At 42.2% G+C, this 21,953-nt stretch carries 12 protein-coding genes; all 12 read right to left on the reverse strand.

Annotated elements, in window-relative coordinates; translation table 11 throughout:
• Nucleotides 1-321 precede the first annotated feature (321 nt).
• Nucleotides 322-1,140: a hypothetical protein gene (locus MURRU_RS16540; protein ID WP_014034628.1), complete on the reverse strand. Its 819-nt coding sequence runs from the start codon at nt 1,138-1,140 to the stop codon at nt 322-324.
• 9 nt (nt 1,141-1,149) lie between these two features.
• Nucleotides 1,150-1,437, reverse strand: a complete 288-nt coding sequence (locus MURRU_RS16545; RefSeq protein ID WP_148261534.1) for a hypothetical protein — start codon at nt 1,435-1,437, stop codon at nt 1,150-1,152.
• Nucleotides 1,438-1,466: 29 nt separating this feature from the next.
• The gene (locus tag MURRU_RS16550) at nt 1,467-3,278 is read right to left on the reverse strand and encodes a sodium:solute symporter family protein (RefSeq protein ID WP_014034629.1); all 1,812 of its coding nucleotides are present in this window, start codon (nt 3,276-3,278) and stop codon (nt 1,467-1,469) included.
• Nucleotides 3,279-3,421: 143 nt separating this feature from the next.
• Nucleotides 3,422-4,204, reverse strand: coding sequence for an endonuclease/exonuclease/phosphatase family protein (locus MURRU_RS16555; RefSeq protein ID WP_041802151.1), 783 nt, complete (start codon nt 4,202-4,204; stop codon nt 3,422-3,424).
• Between the two features lie 27 nt (nt 4,205-4,231).
• A complete protein-coding gene (locus MURRU_RS16560; RefSeq protein WP_014034631.1) occupies nt 4,232-7,624 on the reverse strand; it encodes a 3-keto-alpha-glucoside-1,2-lyase-like domain-containing protein in 3,393 nt (1,130 codons plus the stop codon).
• 115 nt (nt 7,625-7,739) lie between these two features.
• The gene (locus MURRU_RS16565; protein WP_041801649.1) at nt 7,740-9,008 is read right to left on the reverse strand and encodes a Gfo/Idh/MocA family oxidoreductase; all 1,269 of its coding nucleotides are present in this window, start codon (nt 9,006-9,008) and stop codon (nt 7,740-7,742) included.
• Between the two features lie 158 nt (nt 9,009-9,166).
• A complete protein-coding gene (locus MURRU_RS16570; protein ID WP_014034633.1) occupies nt 9,167-11,491 on the reverse strand; it encodes a LamG domain-containing protein in 2,325 nt (774 codons plus the stop codon).
• Nucleotides 11,492-11,621: 130 nt separating this feature from the next.
• Entirely contained in the window at nt 11,622-13,067 is a 1,446-nt protein-coding gene (locus MURRU_RS16575) for a sugar porter family MFS transporter (RefSeq protein WP_014034634.1), read from the reverse strand.
• The gene (locus MURRU_RS16580) at nt 13,060-14,277 is read right to left on the reverse strand and encodes an AGE family epimerase/isomerase (protein ID WP_014034635.1); all 1,218 of its coding nucleotides are present in this window, start codon (nt 14,275-14,277) and stop codon (nt 13,060-13,062) included. The genes MURRU_RS16575 and MURRU_RS16580 overlap by 8 nt, the downstream gene beginning before the upstream one ends.
• Nucleotides 14,278-14,301: 24 nt before the next feature.
• Nucleotides 14,302-16,473, reverse strand: a complete 2,172-nt coding sequence (locus MURRU_RS16585) for a hypothetical protein (protein WP_148261535.1) — start codon at nt 16,471-16,473, stop codon at nt 14,302-14,304.
• Nucleotides 16,474-16,610: 137 nt separating this feature from the next.
• A complete protein-coding gene (locus MURRU_RS16590) occupies nt 16,611-18,371 on the reverse strand; it encodes a RagB/SusD family nutrient uptake outer membrane protein (RefSeq protein ID WP_014034637.1) in 1,761 nt (586 codons plus the stop codon).
• Between the two features lie 14 nt (nt 18,372-18,385).
• On the reverse strand, nt 18,386-21,772 hold the full coding sequence (locus MURRU_RS16595; protein ID WP_049789134.1) for a TonB-dependent receptor: 3,387 nt from the start codon (nt 21,770-21,772) through the stop codon (nt 18,386-18,388).
• Between the last annotated feature and the right edge of the window lie 181 nt (nt 21,773-21,953).

Raw genomic sequence — 21,953 nt, forward strand, 5'->3', positions numbered from 1 at the left:
TTGAACACAAATTTAATGTGTTTCACGTTAGGTAAAAATACTTATAATTTTTTGTTTTTGGATTATAAAATCTTAAGCTTTTACTCAATCATTTTCGAGTCTAGGACAGTTCTGAACCCTAAATGTTCCATTCCAGAGTCAGGACTGGTGGCCAAGTCAAGTTTCGAGCAAGGATTCAGCGCGTATGGGTTTGAAATAATCATCTTCATTAAACCAAACTCCGCTCCTAATGTACCGGAAGCTACATTTCAATCGTAAAAATGATTAGTTAAAATTATAAGCTATCAAAAAATAACATTCTTATTAAATCTGTAATGCTATTTATAAGTAATTAATCGGTTTATCCATAAAATGAATTGTTTCATACCCCTTCACTTTTGCTTTCTCCCTTAAGAAGTCTTGTAAATGAAAAGCAATAGAACCAATAAAATACATGGGGTGTCGCTTCATTTCATACTGATGAGGTCCCAATACACACTCAAAGACCTTTTCCAACCCATCCTCGATAATCGACCGAAAGAATGGGTGGTTATGGTTCTCGATCATGAACTTGGCAAAATTGGCCAGATAGGAGCTCGGGTTCTCACCGTGGTAAAGTTCCTGTAGCACAACCTTATCTTTGAGGTCATACCTGTTTCCAAACTCTTCCATCAAATCACTCGGCATATATCCATAAGCATAACTTCGCAACAACTCCCTTCCAAAATAATTCCCACTGCCCAAATCCATGACCTGGTATCCCAGATCGGGCAATCGTTTGTGAATCTTTGTTCCATCAAAAAAACAACTGTTGGAGCCCGTACCCAAAACACATACCACTCCCGGCTTTCCATTGGTACACTTAACAGCCATTCCCAGATCATCCGCAATTTGCACTTGGGCATAGTTGAAATATTTCCGAAACATTCGGCTCAACCTTTGTTGTGAGCTGTCATCTTTTCCTCCAGCGCAGTAAAACTCCACTAGGGAAATCTCATCTTCGATATCTTCTTTCACCCCTCGTAATATCTTCTCTATATCATCATCCGAGTGAATCATGGGATTGATTCCCTTTGTACTTCTTTTTAATAACCTTACCCCAGATGTATTGTACACATGCCAATCACATTTGGTGGATCCACTATCCGCAATCAATACCATCAGCGTATCCTATACTTTAAGAAAATCATATCTCACAAAGGCTTCCATGGCAGCATAGCTGGCCAGATCAAGGGACTGGTATCTTTTTGCGGTTTCCTTGTTCCGATCTTCCGCTCGCACCCAGAACAAATTTTTGACCCTTACCGGTTTTACCCGAATTAAGTCCGATATTTCCTTGGCAACCTTCAATAATCCCTGTTTGGAACCTTGGATGATGACATTATCGACCTTTTCATATCTGGTTGCCTCAAACCTTCCGGTCGGTTCATATCGTATCGATTGTAACGCTGCTCCCATTTTGTATAATTTAAAATTGTTTTTCCAGTTTATTTTATGATTTTTTCTATTTTTTTCCAAGTCAGTATAAGACATATGGCCGAAACTATCGCAAGGACAGTCAAGGCTCCTGCCAACAACCACTCACCATAAATCCAATGTCCTATGGCAAAAAGGCATAAGTAAATCAGTACCGTTCCCAAAAGCATCGCCAATATCCCACTTGGAACGCTCCATTCCTCACCATTTTCCAATGCAACCCCTTCTGATTTGCCTTTACGGACTATTTTACTCCATCCCGGACCACCTGGGCGGATTTTTTCACAGAATCCCAAAAGTACCTCATCATGCTCGGGTCGGGTAAGGTAGGTTGCTGCCAACCATACGAATGTGGTGGTAAAGACAACTAGGGGATACTCCGACCAACTTGGTAACAGCCCGCCATAGCCAGCGAACAAATAATCGCCCAAAGGGGTCAGCTTCAAAACCAATGAAAGTATCCCAGAGACGAACATTGCCATGATTTCGCTCCATGCGTTGATTCTCCACCAAAACCATCTCAGGATAAATATCAACCCTGTGCCTGCACCAAACACGAGCAGTATCTCAAAAAGCTGAAGTGCATTTTGAAGCAAAAGGGCCAATGCGGCACTGAGCACCATCAATACCACCGTGGATATCCTTCCAACTGCCACCAATCGTTTTTCCGATGCCTTTGGATTAACCCTTTCCTTATAAAAATCATATACAATATACGAAGAACCCCAATTGAGCTGCGTGGATATGGTGGACATATAGGCCGCAACCAAGGAAGTGAGCACCAGCCCTAAAAGTCCTGTTGGTAATTTGGTTAGCATGGCCGAATAGGCAAGATCATGCCCAAGTTTATCATCGGATATGATTGGAAAGGCCTGTTGTAGGCTCTGAAGGTCTGGAAAAACAACGATAGAAGCCAGCGCCACCAATATCCAGGGCCATGGCCTGACGGCATAGTGCATGATATTGAAAAAGAACGTGGCCGCTATGGCATGCTTCCCATTTTTTGCGGAAAGCATTCTTTGGGCGATATATCCTCCACCCCCGGGTTCGGACCCTGGGTACCATGAACTCCACCATTGTACGGCCAAAGGAATAATAATCAGTGTAATCAATGCTTCGGTATCGTCCAGTTCAGGTATCATTCTCAATTTATCTTTGACATCTGGATTGGACAGGAGGTTTCCCAAGCCCCCAATTTCGGGGATGTTCACCAGATAATAGGCTGCTCCTATGGTTCCTCCCATTGCAACAAAAAAGAGGATGAAATCCGTGTACACAACTCCCTTGAACCCACCAATTGCACTGAAAATGACCGTTACCAGTCCTGCAATAAGAACTGTCTGCCACGGCTCGATACCGAGCATGATTCCGCCAATCTTTATAGCGGCAAGGGTCACCGCCGACATAGTTATCACATTAAAGATTACCCCAAGGTAAATGGCCCTGAATCCCCTTAAAAATCTAGCTGCTGCCCCACCGTATCTCAGCTCATAAAACTCAAGATCGGTATTGACATTGGATTTCCGCCACAACCTTGCATATATAAATACCGTTAGAAGACCCGTCAACAAAAAGGCCCACCAGACCCAATTGCCGGCCACTCCGTTGGTCCGCACAATATCAGTGACCAGATTAGGAGTATCTGTGGAAAAGGTAGTGGCGACCATCGATATACCCAAAAGCCACCACGGCATCGTTCTACCGGAAAGAAAAAACTCCGAACTGCTCTTGCCAGAGCTTTTGGATACATAGAACCCAATGCCGAGGGTAATAGCGAAAAATGTCAGGATTATGGCATAGTCCAATGGTTGTAATGTTATCATATTCATTTTTTGGCTAGGTTGATTGGAGTTGATCATTGTTCTTTTTCATAAGAAGAAAGGTCGGGAGCAGAGCCTGCTCATCTTCATCAACTAACTCAAAAAGGTCAACCTATTCGGTTCATAATGTTTTTTTATTTTTTTGCTCATAACAAGGAAAATGTTGCTATAATCGGCAAATGATCTGAAGCTCTCGAATCCTTCAGGACTTGAGCATTTTCCACCTTCCATTTATTCCGAGGATAGGCCATGAGATAATCAATTTTAATGTTTGGATTATTTGATGGATAAGTAAATGCATCATCAGTCATCGAAAGGTTCCAGACCTTGGTTAATTGTTGCATTCCTTTGTCATCCATTGTTTGATTGAAATCACCAGCCAATATGGTTGGAAACTCATCCCTGAATTTGCTGTCCAGACACCTTATTTGGGACCGGTTCACTTCCTTATTGGAATGATCAAGGTGCACGTTCACAATCCTTATTTTGTATATACCCTGTATGTGGATCATTACCTCCAAAGCTATCCTAGATTCCGCAATGCCATCACTGGGCAAGGAATGTACTTTTGCTTCGAGTATGGGATATTTGGACAAAATAGCCAAACCGTAGTCTCCCCCATCATGGGGAATAGCTTTTCCAAAGAAGGAGTGAAAACCTGTAATATTGGCCAATTCCAGAGTTAAATCTTTGCCCTGTGATCTCCGCGTCCTGCGATCCACCTCCTGTAAACAAACAATATCGGGTTGGGCTTCCCTGAATTGATTTCCGATTTTTAATAGATCAAAAGTACCATCAGTTCCATAGCCCGCATGGATATTAAAGGACATTACGGTAACAGGCCGCTTTGTTGAATTGCTTTGGGCCCGTAAATGGTTAGTTCCACTTAAAAACAAGCAAATTCCGATCAAGGCGATTTGTTTTATCATGCCATCAAACTTTTGGGAAGCCATTTCTTATTTTAAATCCTTGATTCTGATATTTCGAAACCAGAGTGTAGAGCCGTGCCCCAAAAACCCAATATGACCACTATCCCGTTTAAGTCCTGGATGATTCTGACCATCAGGAGTGCCATTTTCAGAAGCTTTTTTAATATCTGCATCAAGAATGACATAATCATTGAGTGTGATTTTGATCTGATTCCCCTTTACCATAACTTCTTGGGAATTCCATTCTCCAACAGGTTTTAAAAAGCCTCTTTTTGCAGCCGCAATTCCATATACCGAGCCATGATACTGATAAGGCTTTAAATTGGCATAGATCGGTGCCGTGTTATCCAGAATCTGTAATTCTTTCCCAACGTAAGCTGCGTCACCTTCCAATGGTGCATGAATACCTAGACCATTGTTAGCTCCTGGAGTCAATTTAAATTCAAATCGAAAAATGAAATCAGAATACTCGTTAGCGGTATATAAATTTCCGTGCCCCCCTTGCTCCGGTTGAACCACCAACTCATTGTTTTCAACCGAATAATCTGTCTTATTCCCAATCCAATGGTCAAGGTTCTTGCCGTTAAATAGAGATTGAAAGCCTTCTTTTTGCTCTTCAGGACTTAAAAGCTCGTTGCCAGACTGTATTTCACGAACGTAAACATTCCTGAACCCCAGATCTTCTCCATGGGCCTGAAGCTCTATCGCTTCTTTTGTGAAAATCGCTCTATCCCTATCCCAAAAATTTTCCAAAACAACATTATCGGTAACCAATTTTCCGTTCAAATGAACAGTTACACGCTCTCCGACCATCTTGATCCTGAATGTATTCCACTCATTTATGGGGTTGTCGGCCACTACTAAAGGCTTACTTGTGTTTTCTTGGTTGTTGTATAATCCTCCACTCCCCACTTCTGCCCCCACATCGGTAAGTGCCGTATCCCAAATTTGAACTTGTGGGGTCCCTCTCAAGTAAATGCCGCTGTCTCCACCATGCGTGATTTTCCAATCGACCAGCATTTCAAAATCCCCATAATCTTTAATGGTACAAATATTATTGTAGCCCTCTCCCTTAAAACCGATGACCCCATCTTTTACAAACCAATCCTTCAACATTTGGGCATTTGCCTTTTCCTGAGTCTTTTTCAGGGCACTTTTGGACATCTTTCGCCTTTTAATCGGGTTTTCCACTAAACCTTCCCATCCGGTCAGGTCCTTACCGTTGAATATGGATACAAATCCCTTTTCCTTGGGCATTTTATCCAAAAACTCTTTTACATCAATTTTTAAATATTGACTATCCGGGCCGGTTAAGTTTGCCATACTGTTTGATACGGCTTCTCGGACTACCTCACCACTTAGTCCATTGTTGGCACCAGGTGTTGGCAAGGCAATATTGATTACTGCATTGGATGCCACAGCACTTAGTTCTGCATCATCCAAATAATCCGAAACAAAAACCAGGGACAGGAATGTCTTTGCAGACTGAGCTGCCCGGATCACTTGCTTCTTCTCTGCTAAGGTTTTGCTGTGCGGCATTAATTTTCGTATCAACAATAATCTTTGATCGTCAGGTTGATCTGAAGTAGCAACTTTTTGCAAATATTTACCAAAAGCCAATTCCCTGATGTCTCCATTTGAATTGATTATGGCCTTGAACAAATAAGATAGGCTCTTATTACCTTTCCATGCCGAAAGTGCCTGTATTGCCGCCATTTTTTCCTTAATGCCTCCTGATTGCATTTGTTCCGATATCAGAGTCAATGCTTTTTGACCTCCTATCGCAGGAAGTATTGGAATCAATTTGGATTTATCTTCAAAATCTGCAAATACGCTATAAACATCCAAAGAACTATCCTTTTCAGTATTGTTAAGAACTTTGATAATGGCCTGCTGCACATAATTAATATTTGCTTCATCATCCACCTTAGAGAGCATTTCCATCAACTCCGATAGATTACTTTCCGTGGAAATGGATGGCATTGCCTTATAAATGTTCTTTTGTAAATCAGGGTTTGCTTTATCCAACAGCCTAGCAATCGCATCAAATTGATTTGTGGCATTTCGTTCAGCCAGTACATTTACCAATACGCCCTTGGCTTTTTGATTTTCAAAACGGAATAATTCTTCTGCAATCAAAGGTGCATCGTCAACATCTACAATTTTCAGCAACGTATTTTCAATGGTTGCAAAAGTTGCATTGGTATTATCCCCTTGTAAGGTTTTAAAAAGCAGTGGCAATGCCTTGCTCTTTTCTTGAAAATCCAAAGCTCGTATCCCTGCCAACTTTAAGCTTTCATTGTCAGATTCGATGGCCTTTGTGATGCACTTATCCAGCACCTTGGACTCTTGACGCTCTCGAAGTATTTCCAGAAGCTGTATTTTTCCAATATCCTCTATTTTCTTGTATTGTTTAACCCATTTTGATACTTCTGTAGGTCTCATGTTCTGGCCCGCTGCCTTTAACACGCTCCCCCTATAGGCATCATTGGGATACTTTGCTTCCTTTAAAAGCGTTTTTGTCGCATTCTTACCCATTGAGGCCGTTAGAAAGTCAATACCTGCTACTCTAAAATTTAATTGGTTATCCTCTGTACAATTTTTCAATAGCGACTTGGCTATAAGCTCTCCCAAGGAGAAATTTCCTTGTTCGATAAGTCTATTGCCATAATGGATATATGCAATAATGGCCCTAGTTTCACCCAATTGATACGCTTCGCTCTCAACTGCTTTAGAAAGAATGTCGTACGAGTCGGGTTGAGCTATCTCTGCCAATGCCATCAGCGCTTTCTGCTTTAAAAAAGCATCAGACATGGGATTGGATACCACTTCTACCAAGGTTTTTGATGCAGGGGTATAGCGTAAGCGCCCCAATGACTCAATAAATGCCGCTTTCCTTATTCCACTAACTGATTTGACTGCAGAATGAATCGCTTCTGCCGACCTCTGAGTGCCTAAAACGGTTAAAGTAGCCAATGCGGGTTCATATAGTTCTTTATCCGTTAGGTATTTGCCCAGTATTTTAACACTTGTGTCGGTTCCACAAAATGCCAAACGGTCTATAAAAAATGTTTTTACCTCTTTATGTTTCGCCTTCTCCAAAGCGCTCAATAGTGTTTTCTCGACAACAGCTTCCCGATGTTTTCCTGCATAAACCACTAAACTATGGACAGCATACCTTGCTTGGGTATCGTCCCCTGTTCCCAAGGGAACAATACGTTCATGGAACTTTTGAATCCCTTCGGTGCCCAGTTCCAATATTTCTTGCATTAGCTTGTCCGAATGCGCTAAATCCTTGGTTGGGAACTGCGCCAATATATCCACTACTTTGGTTTCCAAAGTCCGGTTGATCTGGCCTATGGAAATTTGTAGGGCAAAGAGTAAAAAGAGCGTCGTTATATGGTATTGTATTCTTTTCATTTTTTTGTGGTTTTTGACCAATGTGTACTTTCCTACTTCGATTTGATTTCGAAACGCAACATACACTCCATTGGTCTGTACTTTTTTTGTTCTATTTGGAAATTAAAGTGAATGATCAATCGGCCCAAGAGGTTCGCATGGGTTGATCCAATAACCTATTGGCCTCCGGGTCGTTTACAAATTCTTGTTTGACCGGATCAAAATCCAGGCTCCTACCTAGCCGTAAAGCCACTACCCCCATATTGACAATAGTTGCCGAACGATGTCCGTTCTCCTCATTCAATGCAAATTTTTGACGGGTTTTAACGGACTCCGAAAACGATGTGATTTGCTCTTCGGGATCGGGAAGGGTATTGATAAGCCCTTCGATATTAGGAATGGTGGATTTGAACCCGTTGAATATCTTGCCATCGGGCCCTTCTATATAGGCTGCATTCTTATCGCGGTTTTCACCATCCAATATAATTTGACATCCATCGGCATAGGTATACGTTATCCTTCTCCAAGTTCCGATGGCATCGTAATGCTGTTGCGGGGCATCCACCTCAACCTTGACAGGACTGGTATGGTCCTTTCCCAAAAAGTATTGAACGGGATCAATATAGTGCTGGCCCATATCGCCCAATCCACCGCCATCGTAATCCCAATAGCCCCTAAAGGTAGAATGGACTCGATGCGAATTGTACGGTTTTTCGGGAGCTGGTCCCAACCACATATTATAGTCCAACTGCTCTGGAACGGATTGTGGTGCCAAATTCTCCTTCCCAACCCAATAAAATTTCCAATTAAAGCCGGTCACCCCGCTTATGGTCACTTTTAATGGCCATCCGAGTGCACCGCTATCGACTACTTTTTTAAGCTTTTTAACGGGTGTACCCATTCCATAGAAGTTATCTTTGAATCGAAACCAAGTGTTGAGCCTGAACATTTTCCCATGGATCTTCATTGCCTCAACAACACGTTTCCCCTCGCCAATGGTCCTTGTCATTGGTTTTTCACACCAAACATCCTTACCTGCTTCTGCGGCCATAATGGACATAAGCCCATGCCAATGTGGAGGAGTGGCAATGTGAACAATATCAATGTCCGGTCTGTCCAATACTTCCCTAAAATCCCGATATCCCTTTACATCGGCACCAACTTTCTTAAGTGTATCCGCCAAGTGTTTTCCATCAGCATCACAAATGGCCAACAATTTGGTTCCTTCATAGGTTAGGTGGCCCTGGCCCATCCCACCAACACCTATTACCGCTTTGGTAAGTTGGTCACTGGGCGGAATAAAGTTTGGCCCTCCCAATACATGTCTTGGTATAATGCTTATCCCGGTAGCTGCTATCAAGGACTTTTTGACAAACCCCCTTCTGCTTTTCATTTCTTTTTTCATCTGGTATGCTTTGATTTGATTATTTACAACAAGCTCATTGAATAATGATGCCGCAAATAAAAAAGCACAGGCTTAAAAAAAGGGGTACCAAATGGGGTAATGGATTAAAAAAATGTGGTTTTTTTAGGATTTTATATCCAAAAGGCATGAATAAGCTATCATTGGGAGGCTATTATTTCTTCGAAAGAAACTTCGTAGGCTTCTCCGTAGAGTTTTTCATATTGCTTTTTAAAATTATGACAAGCTTGATGAGCCAAACTAAGCTTTCCTTGTTCAATGAGTACATTGAGTTTCATCTTCAAAGCATGTTCATTAAGGTCATCATATAGGTAAATGACCTCGGCTAAATCAAGCATTACGTCCGTATGAGTCTTAATCATCGGATTTTTGCTGATCTGGATAAATTGTTCCACAATCCGGTTGCTGAACTTTTCAATAAATGGATCCAGCCAAGGAGCACTTGTATTGGCAAACAACCTCCCTTTCTTAACAATGGGAATCAATTTTCGAAGTTCGGTTACAGCGCAATCTTCGCTCGCCAAGAATTCCAGATATTGCAGTGCCATGGAATAGTCCGAGTAACAGTTCTCACCTATATGCAAAAACCAATGTTTGTCCTTGAAGTTGACCTCAAGGTTTGGACATGTGCCCAACAACTGCCTCAAATTTTGAATTGTTGTGCCACGTGTGTTTTTTGCGTTTGCTACACTTTTACCTGGCCATAACAATTCGGTAAGACGTTTGGTATCTATGCCCTTTTTATCTCCTTGGCTATGTAAAAAGATAATCATGAACAGCTTTTTTTGAAGTGGGGACAGTTTTTTTGCAATGTCCAAACCCTGTACATCTATTATCTGTAAAGGACCGAAGCACAGTATTTGAGCGGAATGTCCATCATTTTCCTTTGGAATTTTTGGCAAGACAGTGCTTTGCGTTGTTTTTACCTCGTTCGTTTCCGATTTTCTTCTCCAATATTTGGACACACCATAACCGCCACCAAACAAGACTAGAAATATCACAACATACTTCAGGAAGGAAGTGTCCTTGTTCGAGGTTTTTGTTTGATTATAATGCGTCTTGATTTCCGAATCATTCAACTCGCGCTCCCATATTTTTATCTCCTGGATGTAGCCTTCAAAAAATTCTTCCCACAGATTACTCGCTATAAGTATGTTATAATCTGATGTTTCATATTCAGAAATCAGTTCTACGCTATCCGTCCGCTCGCCATTGATATAGAAAAAAAGCTTGTTTTCCATTTTGGAGTGCACCAAGGCCACATGGGACCATTCATTTAATGCTATCGGTGAAGAAGTGGATACATAATCCTTGATACCAGCCATTGTGAAGGTTAAGAAACCATCGTGAATCTTGAACACAAAATTATCCCCCTTCCCAAGGATGCTATTGTTCTGACCCAATTGGGTGGGTTTAACCCAAGCACTAATGGTAAAATTCCCCTTTAAAGCTGATTTACTGGATATTCCCACGTCAACATAGGCTCCATCTTCAAAATAACTAACCTTTCCAAATAGCGAATCCTTCCGTGCACCAACATCATTTGAAATTAGTCCCTTCGAATTTTCCGCCATTTTATCGGTAACCCCATCCTTAAATTCAAAATGATGGGAAAGTCCATATTCAGCATCCAAAGGGAAACCAACAAATTCTTTTTGGTTATTAAGGTTTTCCGGGCTTGTATAGATAATATCAGGTGAAAAATGAAATCCAGGTTTGTAGGGAACCAATATGGGTAGAGCCAAGGTATCTTGTACTGGATAGCTAAAATGTCCTCCTACCTGAGTATCTCCAAAATCCTTAAAGATGACCCCATCCAACAATCCTTTTTCCGTTTGTACAACCCCGAATATTTTTGGATTGGTGTTTAATTCGTGAACCAAATTTTCAAGATATTCAAAAGAGGTTTCGGCTTTGATGAAATTGGGCATTTTCCCTAGACTTTGCCAAATATCAAGAAGTTTTGAAAACGTAAGGTTGTTTCCGTGGCCTGCATATATGCTTAAAAGTTCCTTGTCGCTTGATTTTTTTTCCTGATCAATGTTCCCAATTGAATCGAGCTCCACCTTATCCATATCCAAATCAGCCACCCAGATCAGTGAAAGATCCTTTGGAACCTGTGTGAATGCCCCCACTTGTCCAATAATTACCAATTGGTTTCGATAATTGGAATATTGGTTAAAAAAAACTGAGTTCTTTTCCCTATTTCCTGAAGGAACTACGGCCCATGGAACATTATCGGACAATGTCTGGAACATCAACGAATCCAAGCTTGTCTCCTTAAGATCAATTAAGATATGGGAGGTTGTGCGAAGCTGGTGCTTTTCACGTTCAGAAAGTGATGTATATTTTTGGGAGAACGCGGAATCAACCCCAATAAAAAGCATCCAAAACCAATAAATGCACCAAATGGGGATATGTTTCGATTGACTTGGAAAATTGTACGCTATAAAGCTCTTGGCCATAACAGCACAATATATAATTATAGTTGATTCTTAGTTTTTCAATACTTGAACAATATTAATCATAAAAAACCATTTACACTACCACTGGTAATTCCGTTTGACTTTGATTTCAATTCATCAACGTCCAACCTTAATCCATGGTTTCGACCTCCTGTAATCCTTGATTTCTCCAGTATTCTTCAATTTCCTCAAGGGTTTTCCCTTTGGTCTCGGGTATCATTTTATGGAAGAAAACCGTTGCCATCAAACAAAACCCTGCAAAAACAAAGAACCCTGCATTCATTCCAATGACCGAAACAAACCAAGGGAACAAAAACGCAGTTCCAAAATTAGCTCCCCAATTGGCAAAAGTTACTACGGACATGGCACGCCCCCTGATTCGGGTTGGGTAAAGTTCACCCAACAAAACCCATATGACAGCATTGATGGAAAATGCCAAGCTTGCCATATAGACACATAACATTACCACAATCCAAATACTAGGAATCGACGGTATCGAAAAGAGCACCCCTATTACAATCAAAGATATACAGACGGAGAGCATGCCCCATATCAACAATGGCCTACGTCCCCAACTATCTATTTTCCAAAGGGCCAAGGCCGTAAAAACGAGGTTGATAAGTCCAATGGCCACTTGAAACTTCAAAGCTCCGTCGAAGTTCAGGCCTGCATCCCTAAGTATGTCGGGGCCATAATAAACAATAATGTTCACGCCGGTAAACTGACCAAATATCGAAAGTCCCAATCCTGCGATCAAGGCTTTTTTGAAACCGGGCTTGGCCAGTTCTTTCAATGAGCCACCTTTTTTGGACAAGGCTGCCAGAATGTTTTTCAATTCGGTATTTGCCTTTGGTTTTCCATTTATCCTCTCCAAAATTCTCAAGGCTACATTGGTATTTCCTTCCTTGACCAACCATCTCGGACTTTCAGGAATTGTCCATAATAATAGGAAAAACAAGAGAGCGGGCACCATTTCAGTTCCGAACATGGCCCTCCAGACTTCCGATACCATGATCCTGTAGAAGATTCCAGAACCTCCAAAACCATCTGGATTGGCCTGGGCATAGTTCAACACTCCCCAATTGGAGAAGTAGGCCAATAATATGCCGATTACTATTGACATTTGGTACAAGGCCACTAAACGCCCACGTATATTAGCTGGAGAAAACTCGGAAATGTACAATGGTGCCAAGACCGAAGCAATCCCAATTCCGAAACCGCCAACGAGCCTTGCAGCTATCAACAAACTGAATGAAGATGGTAAAGCAGACCCCAGTGCAGAAAGAAAGAAAAGTACCGCGGAAACAATTAGTATGGACTTACGCCCATACCTGTCTCCAAGTGAACCAGCGATCATGGAGCCGATAATCGCTCCAATCAACGCAGAGCTTCCAAACCACCCCACTTCCATTTTATCCAACTCAAACTGGGCCTCGACCATACTTATGGTCCCTGAAATTACAGCAGTGTCAAAGCCAAACAACACGCCTCCCAGGGAGGCCACTACGCAGACCTGTGCAACTAAAAATGGACTGCCTGTTGGCGCTTCCTTTACTTTACTATTGAAATCAGTCATTTTCCGCAGTTGACTTAATAGTATTTTCCAATAATTCGTGACACCTGAAGAGTATCCTGGGGATATGGAAAAAGCCTTTCCATCCGTTGGCTTTTGTTGACCAAACTGGACTTCCATCGCGATTTAAATAGCCATACCACTCGCCATGCTCCCTATCTGGGAAATGGGCAAAGGTATATTGATGTACTTTTTGGTACCATGCTTTGATGTCTTCCCTGCCCGTATGAAGCCATGCCAGCAACAAAGCATACAATGCCTCTCCATGAGGCCACCATAGCTTCAAGTCCGCTTCCAGTTCATGGGTTGGGGTCCAATCGATATTGGTCAGGTAACGAATACCCCCATACTCTTTGTCCCACCCATGTTCCAATGATGCCAAAATAATCGCTACAGCTTCATTGATCCAGTTTTTTTCATTCCGTTCGATGCCAATTTCCATAATCATCCATGCACTCTCAATGGCATGCCCCGGATGGAAGAGTCGACCTTCTGGAATATCCAACATTTTAGAACCGTCCATTCCCACATTTTCCAATAAATACCCTTCATCCGACTTCCAATGTCTATTCAATATGGATTCGATGGATAAAGTAATGTCTTCATCAAATCGCTTTAAAGGCCAAATATCCTTGAATACCTTAGCCACGGTAATCCGACACATATCATGGGAATGCAAATGGAATTCCCTGTTGAGCGGATAGCCCAACATGGGTGTATCCGATGGTTGTCCCAATCTCGACAACAAGAAATCGTACATCTTGAATGCACGGTCCTTTAAACCTTCATTTTTGCTCAAAGCTGCATATTCGGCCAATGCAATTGCCCCAAAAACCTCGGTATACAAACTCAGTATAGAAGAAATAGGTTGTCCGACACTGTTCAATCTGAAATGCATTTTCCCATTTTCGCCAAATGCATTGGATAGCATAAAATCCATTCCATGTTTAGCAATATCCTTCCATTCTTCCCTTTTTTCAAACCTATTGTACAAATGACTGAACATCCATATCTGTCTACCGGTCATCCACATATCCTTGTCTTCGGAATAGGGTAAACCATCTTGTGCCAGACGGGTATAATACCCTCCATTCTTTCTATCAACGGAATGGGTTTCCCACCACGGTACAAGGTCATCAAAGAGTGCCGCACGATAGACCTCTTTCAATTGATGCAAGCTTTCTGATATGTCGTTTTTGCTTTCCAAGCCCATTCTTCTTTTGTTTGGTTGCTTTATCTATTGATGTTCGATTGGCAGCATTTCTTTCTTTAATGCATCGTAATGGTTGTTGATTTCAGAATTCTTGGTCAAGTCCCAAATAGATGTATCCAGCTCACGCAGGGACAGTATGGTCGTAATCCAACCTTGTGTCCATCCACTTTCTATGGCCCATGCACCCCAGCCGGCATCAGCATTGGACCCCCAATGTTCAAACCTTTCAAAATCGAAGGCCCTCATCCATCCTCCATGAAGCTCCGGATGTTCTGGTGATTTGACCTGTATACGACAGAGAAATTCCGATAATTGGTCAACCGATTCCTTGATACGTGGGTCCTTGAGTGTATACCAAGCCTCGTGCAGGCCTACCAGTGCAAAATTGGTGGTATAGAGCAAATCGCTGACGGGGTCTCCGTTCTTTGCAATTAAAGAGGCTTCGTGCAGACCATATTCGGCATTACTTTTAGAAGGTGGAAAAACTCCTTTTTCAATGCTTCCCAACTCTTCTCTTATGGCTCCGCTCTCATCCTGAAGCTCCAGTAATCCATCCAAGGCCGTATAGAGCATTTTTCTATTTTCATCCGTATTCTCAACACGTACCAACCACGCAAGCGGCAACAGGATCCTGGCCTTTTCCTGCGCCAGTCCGTTCATCCATTTCCATTCATGGGGATAGCCTTCCATAGTGGTCTTTATCGCCTTTTTGGTTCTTTCCAAAAAAATGGGGTCTCCTGTTTTGTCATAGGCCCAAAGAAAGCAAGCCCAGAGATAGGCTTCCATATGCGGAGATAGATTGACCACTTTGCCATTATAATAGTGTTGCCAATCATTTTGCTGCAATTGGGGCAAATCAATCCTGTCCCCTCTGAAACCATTTACACCTGTGGTCCGGTGTAATGCGAGTAGCATACGCATCAATGTATCATCCTGATTGGTATTTTCGGTAATCGCCGCGGTGATGATGGCTCCCAGAAACAAACGGGCATTGTCGTCCCCATAATTGGCCTTGTACCATGCATAACTGGAAATACCCCAAGGCACAAGTCCATAAGCTCCATGGCTCGGATTATCGTATTCCCCTTTCAGCGCAGATGATTCTTTCAGATAAAATTCCAAAAGGTTATTGGCTATTTCGTAGTTGTCATCCTTACCAAGCACCTTTCCCGATGCGGCAAATGCCCCGGCAACCTCCCCCGTACAATCGCCCCTGAGGACAACCCCGATGGGTTGATTTCCTTTTTCATCAATTCTGGAGAAAATACATTCGAATACGCCATTGGTGCCATCTCCATTGGGAATGGTATCATTCCAATTGATGAATTTGGTCTTTATTTCCTTGTTAGGGGCATTCCCAAGAATATCGTTATAATCTGTGGGCACGAGCATTTTGGCATTTTGAAACCATTCAACCCCTTTCTCAACACTTTTTTTCTGATAATCCGGAGGTAATTGCCCATTGCGAGCATAGGTGGTCTGTATCTTGGGCTTCCACTCCAATTTTTCAATTACAGTCTCATCTGCGAGTAAAAACTGAAGAATACCCTTCCATAGTCCCTGCCATTCAACTTGTGGGGCGTATCTTCCTTTAATGAAATTGCTCAGCCCTGTTGTCGATACCAATCCATCATAATCGTTCAATCTGAACAATAAAGGATTATTCTCTTTGGGAATTCCATAAATAGCACTATCCAGACCAGCAACCCTAGCCGCAACGATATGGGCATTGGAAACTTGGGTAGGAATGTAGGTCAGTCCATTAACGGACAAAATATCAAGGCTATCGGGAAGATTCCCAAAAAAAGAAGAGTTAACGACAGCACGTTCATACTCTGATACTTTATTTTTTGGTTGGGTCTCCACCCCTGGAAGTTTATCCATGAATTCGACATAAAATCGACTTTCCTTTTCTTTCAATAGATTGAAAATATGATTTGGAACCTCTAGACGTTCATTTGGATACGTATCGGTTAAAATAAGTGATGGTTCTCCCTTGCCAATTCCACGTATAAATTGATCTAGGCTATCGTAACGAACCACTTCCAAATGTTCCAACTTTTGGATTACTTGGAACAGATCATTGGTCTCATCAGAGTACACGTGTATTTTCTGAGGGGCCGAATACCATACCATTAGCATATAAACAATGACCAAAGGCCCTAGGAACATTAGTATTTTTTGAAATGATTTCATTTTAGGAGATTGTGTTTTGATGACATGGAGTGTAAACGGTGAAGACGGATATGACCACAAAATGCTCCATCATTTAGTATGCGGCCTTCCGCAAAAATTGGAAGGCCGCAACTAAACTGCATATAAAAATGCTATGGTTAGTATCCTGGGTTTTGTTTTAGGTTTGGGTTTAATGTGAGCTGGTCTACAGGTAAAGGTGCCAAGTAGTTTTTTGAAGGGTCAAATCCTACTTCCCCTTCGCCAAAGGTTTGTAGCAGAGGAGATATATAGCCATCAACATTTTCTACCCTAGGGGATACTTCATCCACATCATAGGCGGGCTCGAAGGGTCGGTCCCTCCATTGCTCCAATTTAGATCCAAGTCTGGGCGCTCGAATCAAATCCGTGGCCGCCCAACGATACAGATCATCTGTTCTAAATCCTTCGAAGGCCAGTTCCACTCTTCTTTCCCTTCTGATTTCATTCATCAAAGGTGATAGTTCGGGAAAATTCCAATTGGGATCGGTAAAACCAACTACTGCATTAAGATGGGGAACACCTGCTCTGTCCCTTAATAAATTGATGGTCCGATCCAACACTGCCTGGGTACAAGTTCCCAGTTCTTCATGTGCCTCGGCAGCTATCAACAATGCCTCTGCATATCTGAACAAAGGAACGGCATTGGAGGTATTGTTCCCAGAAGCATCTTCAGTCGCTATAAATGGACTGAGCCACTTGTAAATTTGATACCCCGTGGTATTGGGCCATGGATTCAAGGTTAGAAAGGGCAGTTCATACCTGTCCACTACCCCATTGGATATCTTGATAGGCATCCCTGGGGTCGATACGGTCATTTTCAAGCGAGGGTCTCTATTGGTCGTCACATCTTCCAATGTTTCATCTCCCATATACTCTGGGCTTACACTAATTGGTAATCCATCATCGCACAGGTAAGCATCCACCAAAGATTTTGAAATTCCTTGTCCATTGGGCCCTCCGGAGGTTCTAATTTGCTGACCCCAATAGATCAAATCCAAATCGGCACTGTACTCTCTTGCCAACAGCACTTCTGATATTCCTGAAATTTCTGAGCTTGGTGTTGAAAACAATCTCCAGTAACTGAAGCCATTGGGGATTTCGGGATGTGAAAAATCATTGTAAAGCGTATATCCACCTTCCATGACTTCTTCAGCGGCATCCCTTGCTTGGACAAAAAACCTGTTCACATCCCTACCATCACCTTCAAAGGGAGTTCCTGCATGGTACTTCTCCCAAGTACCTTCGTAAAGAGCCACCCTGGCTTTAAAAAGAAGAGCAACATCCCTGTGGATACGTCCTTCTTGGGTTTGTGTTTTTGTAGGCAGCTTTTCAATGGAACGATTTAATACGGAAAGTATGGAATCGGCAACCACCGATCTGGACAAACGTCCTTCGAACAGTTCTGGAGAGTCCACATCCAATGTAGTTGACAACCAAGGCAAATCGCCAAACCTTTTCATTAAATCAAAATAAAAGAAGGCCTTAAAAAATAGTATTTCCCCCATATACTTGTCTTGAGCGGATTGCGGCGCTTCGGAGACAGAAATATTGTCCAAGAAAAAATTGACATTGCGGATGTTCCCCCAATTCCAACCTCCACCTGAAGCGGGAATAGTCTGGGTTCCAAATGCCAATGGATATGATGTAAATGAAGCTGGAACATTATTATCAGATGCAGCATCGGATTCCCACGCCCATGCTGCCATGGTTCCCGGCAAAGATGTGTAAAACTGGTTGGCGTACATTTCCATCTCATTGGCCGAGAATGTAATACCTTGATCGGTAATAGTGTCCTTTGGAATAGTGGTCAATTCATCTTCGCATGATAGCATCGCAACAAGTAGTACGGCCATCATTGTGACTAGTGTATATTTTTTCATGATCTTATCCAATTTTAAAATTCAATGTTTACACCCATGGTAATTGTTCTAAACAATGGGTATGATTTACCCGGACCATAATATCCGTGAAGTCTTTCCGGGTCAAAGTTCTCATCAATGGGCGAAAAGGTCAGTAGGTTTTCTCCACTAACATAAACTCTAAGCCTACTAAAGCCTAAGGGATCCAAAACAGTACTCGGTATGGAGTAGCCCAACTGAAGGTTTTTCAACCGCATATAGGAAGCATCTTGCAAAAACCTTGTTTGCTGTTGTTGATTTTTCCTGATTTCGCCCGTTGCATACGGTCTCGCAAAATAGGCATCCGTATTTTCGGGTGTCCAATAGTCCAGTGTTGTTTCGAACACTTGTTGTGTCCAACTTCCCGTAAGACCATAAAACGGAATGTCGCCCAACGAAACTTCTCTTTTGGCAATCCCCTGCCAAAACATATTGAAATCGAATCCTTTCCAATCGAATCTGGTAGTGAATCCAAAGGCATAACGCGGTGTTGTATTTCCTATCCTTCTTAAGTCTCCTGGGTCTTCGATGGTATTTTCCCCTTGGGAGATTACACCATCTCCGTTCAAATCGGTATATTCAATATCTCCGAGGTTCCAGTTTCCGCCATAGATGTAAGTCGTCTGGTCAGCCATATTGTTCAATTGTTCATCACTTTGGATAATTCCCGCGGTGGTGTACCCCCATATTTCACCAATTTCCTTGCCTGGGTAATAGCCCCAAATATTGTTGGTTGTACTGTTGTATTTGGTAATCTTGGAAAAGTTATCCGATAAATTGAATTGTAGTGAGTAATGGAACTCTTCGTTAATGACATCGTTCCAACCCAAGGTCAATTCAAATCCTTTGGTCACCATATCTGCATTGTTGGTTACCGGGACACCCACTCCTAAAATGGAGGGCAAAGCTTCTGCTGGACCAACCATATCCAAAGTCTTTCTTTCAAACCAATCAAAACTCAGACTCAAACGATTCTTCAACATCGTTACATCCAAACCAAAATCCAAGGTGTTAGCTGTTGCCCAGGTTAAATTATTACTGACCAACCCTGGCGCAGAAATATAATTGGGCCGCTCACCATCAATTATATACCCCAGATTGGTACGAATGGGGACTTGTGCATAAAAGAGGTAATTTGAAATTTGCTGATTCCCGAGTTCTCCATAGGAGGCCCTTAGCTTAAGGGAGTTGATTTCCTCAACCTTGAAAAAGTTTTCCTTGGCAATGTTCCAACCTGCGGATACCGATGGAAAAAATCCCCATTGATTTCCCACAGGAAATTTTGACGTTCCATCATACCTAGCATTCGCCTCAAACAAATATTTGCCTTTGTAATTGTAGTTTACCCGGCCGAAAAAACCAATATTGACCCACTCATCAATTGAATCGGATGTTTGCCTAATACCTGTTCCCGTATTCAAGGACGGTATGGCGTCGGTCACCAAATTGGGAACATAACCCGATATTGCATTGCGGGTATAATCTTCTCTCTGGCCTCCGAGTAGCACGTTAAAATAGTGTCCGCCAATGGTTTTATCATAAGAAGAGAACAACTCTAAACTTTCATAATCCCTCGATGCATTTGTTTTGCTCACAGAATTGACGGACTGAATATCGTATGGATTCCCATTCGTATCATGCGCCTGTAAAACAGCCTGATGGGCGTTGACTTCTGTCATTAATTTGGAGTACGAGTACCGTGCAGTGGTTTTCCAATCTTTTATGGGCTCAAATACCATGGTTCCCATCAATTTTAATTCATCCTCCCTAATCTTACGTCTTGATCCTTCAAAATATTGGATTTCCGAGGTCCACAAAGGATATCCATTAGGATCGTACAGTGGCCAGTGTGGCTGTCTCGTATAGGTAATATGAAAAAGGTCACCTGTCTGTGCCGAATAATCATAAGGTTCGTTGGTAAAACCTCTATTGTACAGGGTTTGAAAGCTAAACTTGAGTTTCTCGTTCAAATCCGTATTAATATTGGCCAAAAGATTGTACCGTTTGTAGTTATCCTGTCCTATCTCATAAATCCCATCTTGGTCCAGGTAGCCCAAAGAGATACGATAATCTGTATTGTCTCCTCCTCCACTTACCGCAAAGTCGTGTTTCTGGCTTACCATGGAATCACTGTAGTACGCATCAAAATAATCCACATTTGCGTTACCCAGTCCATAACTCCAACGCGAAGGATCTCCGGGCTCGGGAACCGTGGTCGGAATACTCCCTGGATCGGAAAGGTATTGTCGTATTCTATCCATCTGGTCTGGACCAAAAATCGGGTTCATTCCCGAGTTGGCCGCAGCTGCATTCACTGTTTCTGCATAAAGCAGGGAATTTACTGTTTTTGGAAAAACAGTTTGTGCGTTGTTCGACACCGAACTGTTAATACTTACCGTGGTTTGCTTTCTGGAACCTTTTTTTGTGGTTACCAAAATGACCCCAAAAGTTGCTCGGGCCCCATAGATTGCAGCTGATGCTGCATCTTTCAACACCGAAATGCTCTCTATATCAACAGGATTGAGAAGGTTCAAATCCCCCTGCACACCATCTATAAGGACCAGCGGTGCCGCTCCTCCATTGATATCGCCAAGTCCCCTAATTTGAAAAGTGGAGCCCTGACCGATTCTTCCCGGTGAACCGGGATTCGTGGTTACACTAAGGTTGGCAACAGTTCCCTGCAAAGCTTGGCCCGCATTTTGAACTGCCCTGTTTTCAAGTACTACGCTAGAGGTCTCACCAACGGCGCCCGTCAAGTTTTCCTTCTTCTGTACACCATATCCAACAACAACAACCTCATCCAGCTTACTGGTATTTTCCTCCATGGTCACATCAATGACATCGTTGGTAACTTCAACACGCTGAGTGATCATCCCCATATAGGAAAACACAAGTACGTCCCCTTCATCCGCTTCTATCGAATAATTACCGTCAAAGTCAGTCTGCGTACCATTGGTTGTTCCATCCACCAAAACATTGACCCCTGGCAGTGGGTTTCCGTCAATGTCCTTGACAGACCCTGACACCATTTGCTGGTAATTGGTTCCCGTATTTTTTTCTGTTTTGGATTCATTCGTCTTTGCCAATGCACGCTTCAGTATGATCTGTTTTTTGAAAACCTCATAGGTTATGGGGGTTTTCGAAAACAGTTCTTCCAAGATTTTGGAAATGCGTTTGTTTTTTACACTGATCGAGACTTTCTTGGCATATTCAATTTCGTTATCGTTGTACAAAAACTTGAACTGTGTATTGGACTCGATTTCTCTCAACACTTTTTCTACACTGACATTCTCTAAATGCAAAGTGATTTTGGTATTCTGGGCATAAGAACTTGCCTGAACCTGAAAAAGGGAAATGATAAAAAGGTAGACTGTCAATTTCATTTTAAGGTCTAACTTCAAGTATAAGGGGGGCATGCCCCTTAACATCGAAAGGATTTTCATATCTTTGTTCTGTATTAAGATGATTTAACATTTGGTTTAAATCACTCTTTTATCCAATCGGGGAATGTGTCAGCATTTTCCGATTTTTTTCTTCTAGAGTGATGGTTATTTATATTCAAAA

This window comes from Allomuricauda ruestringensis DSM 13258 (assembly GCF_000224085.1).
Classification (GTDB): domain Bacteria; phylum Bacteroidota; class Bacteroidia; order Flavobacteriales; family Flavobacteriaceae; genus Flagellimonas; species Flagellimonas ruestringensis.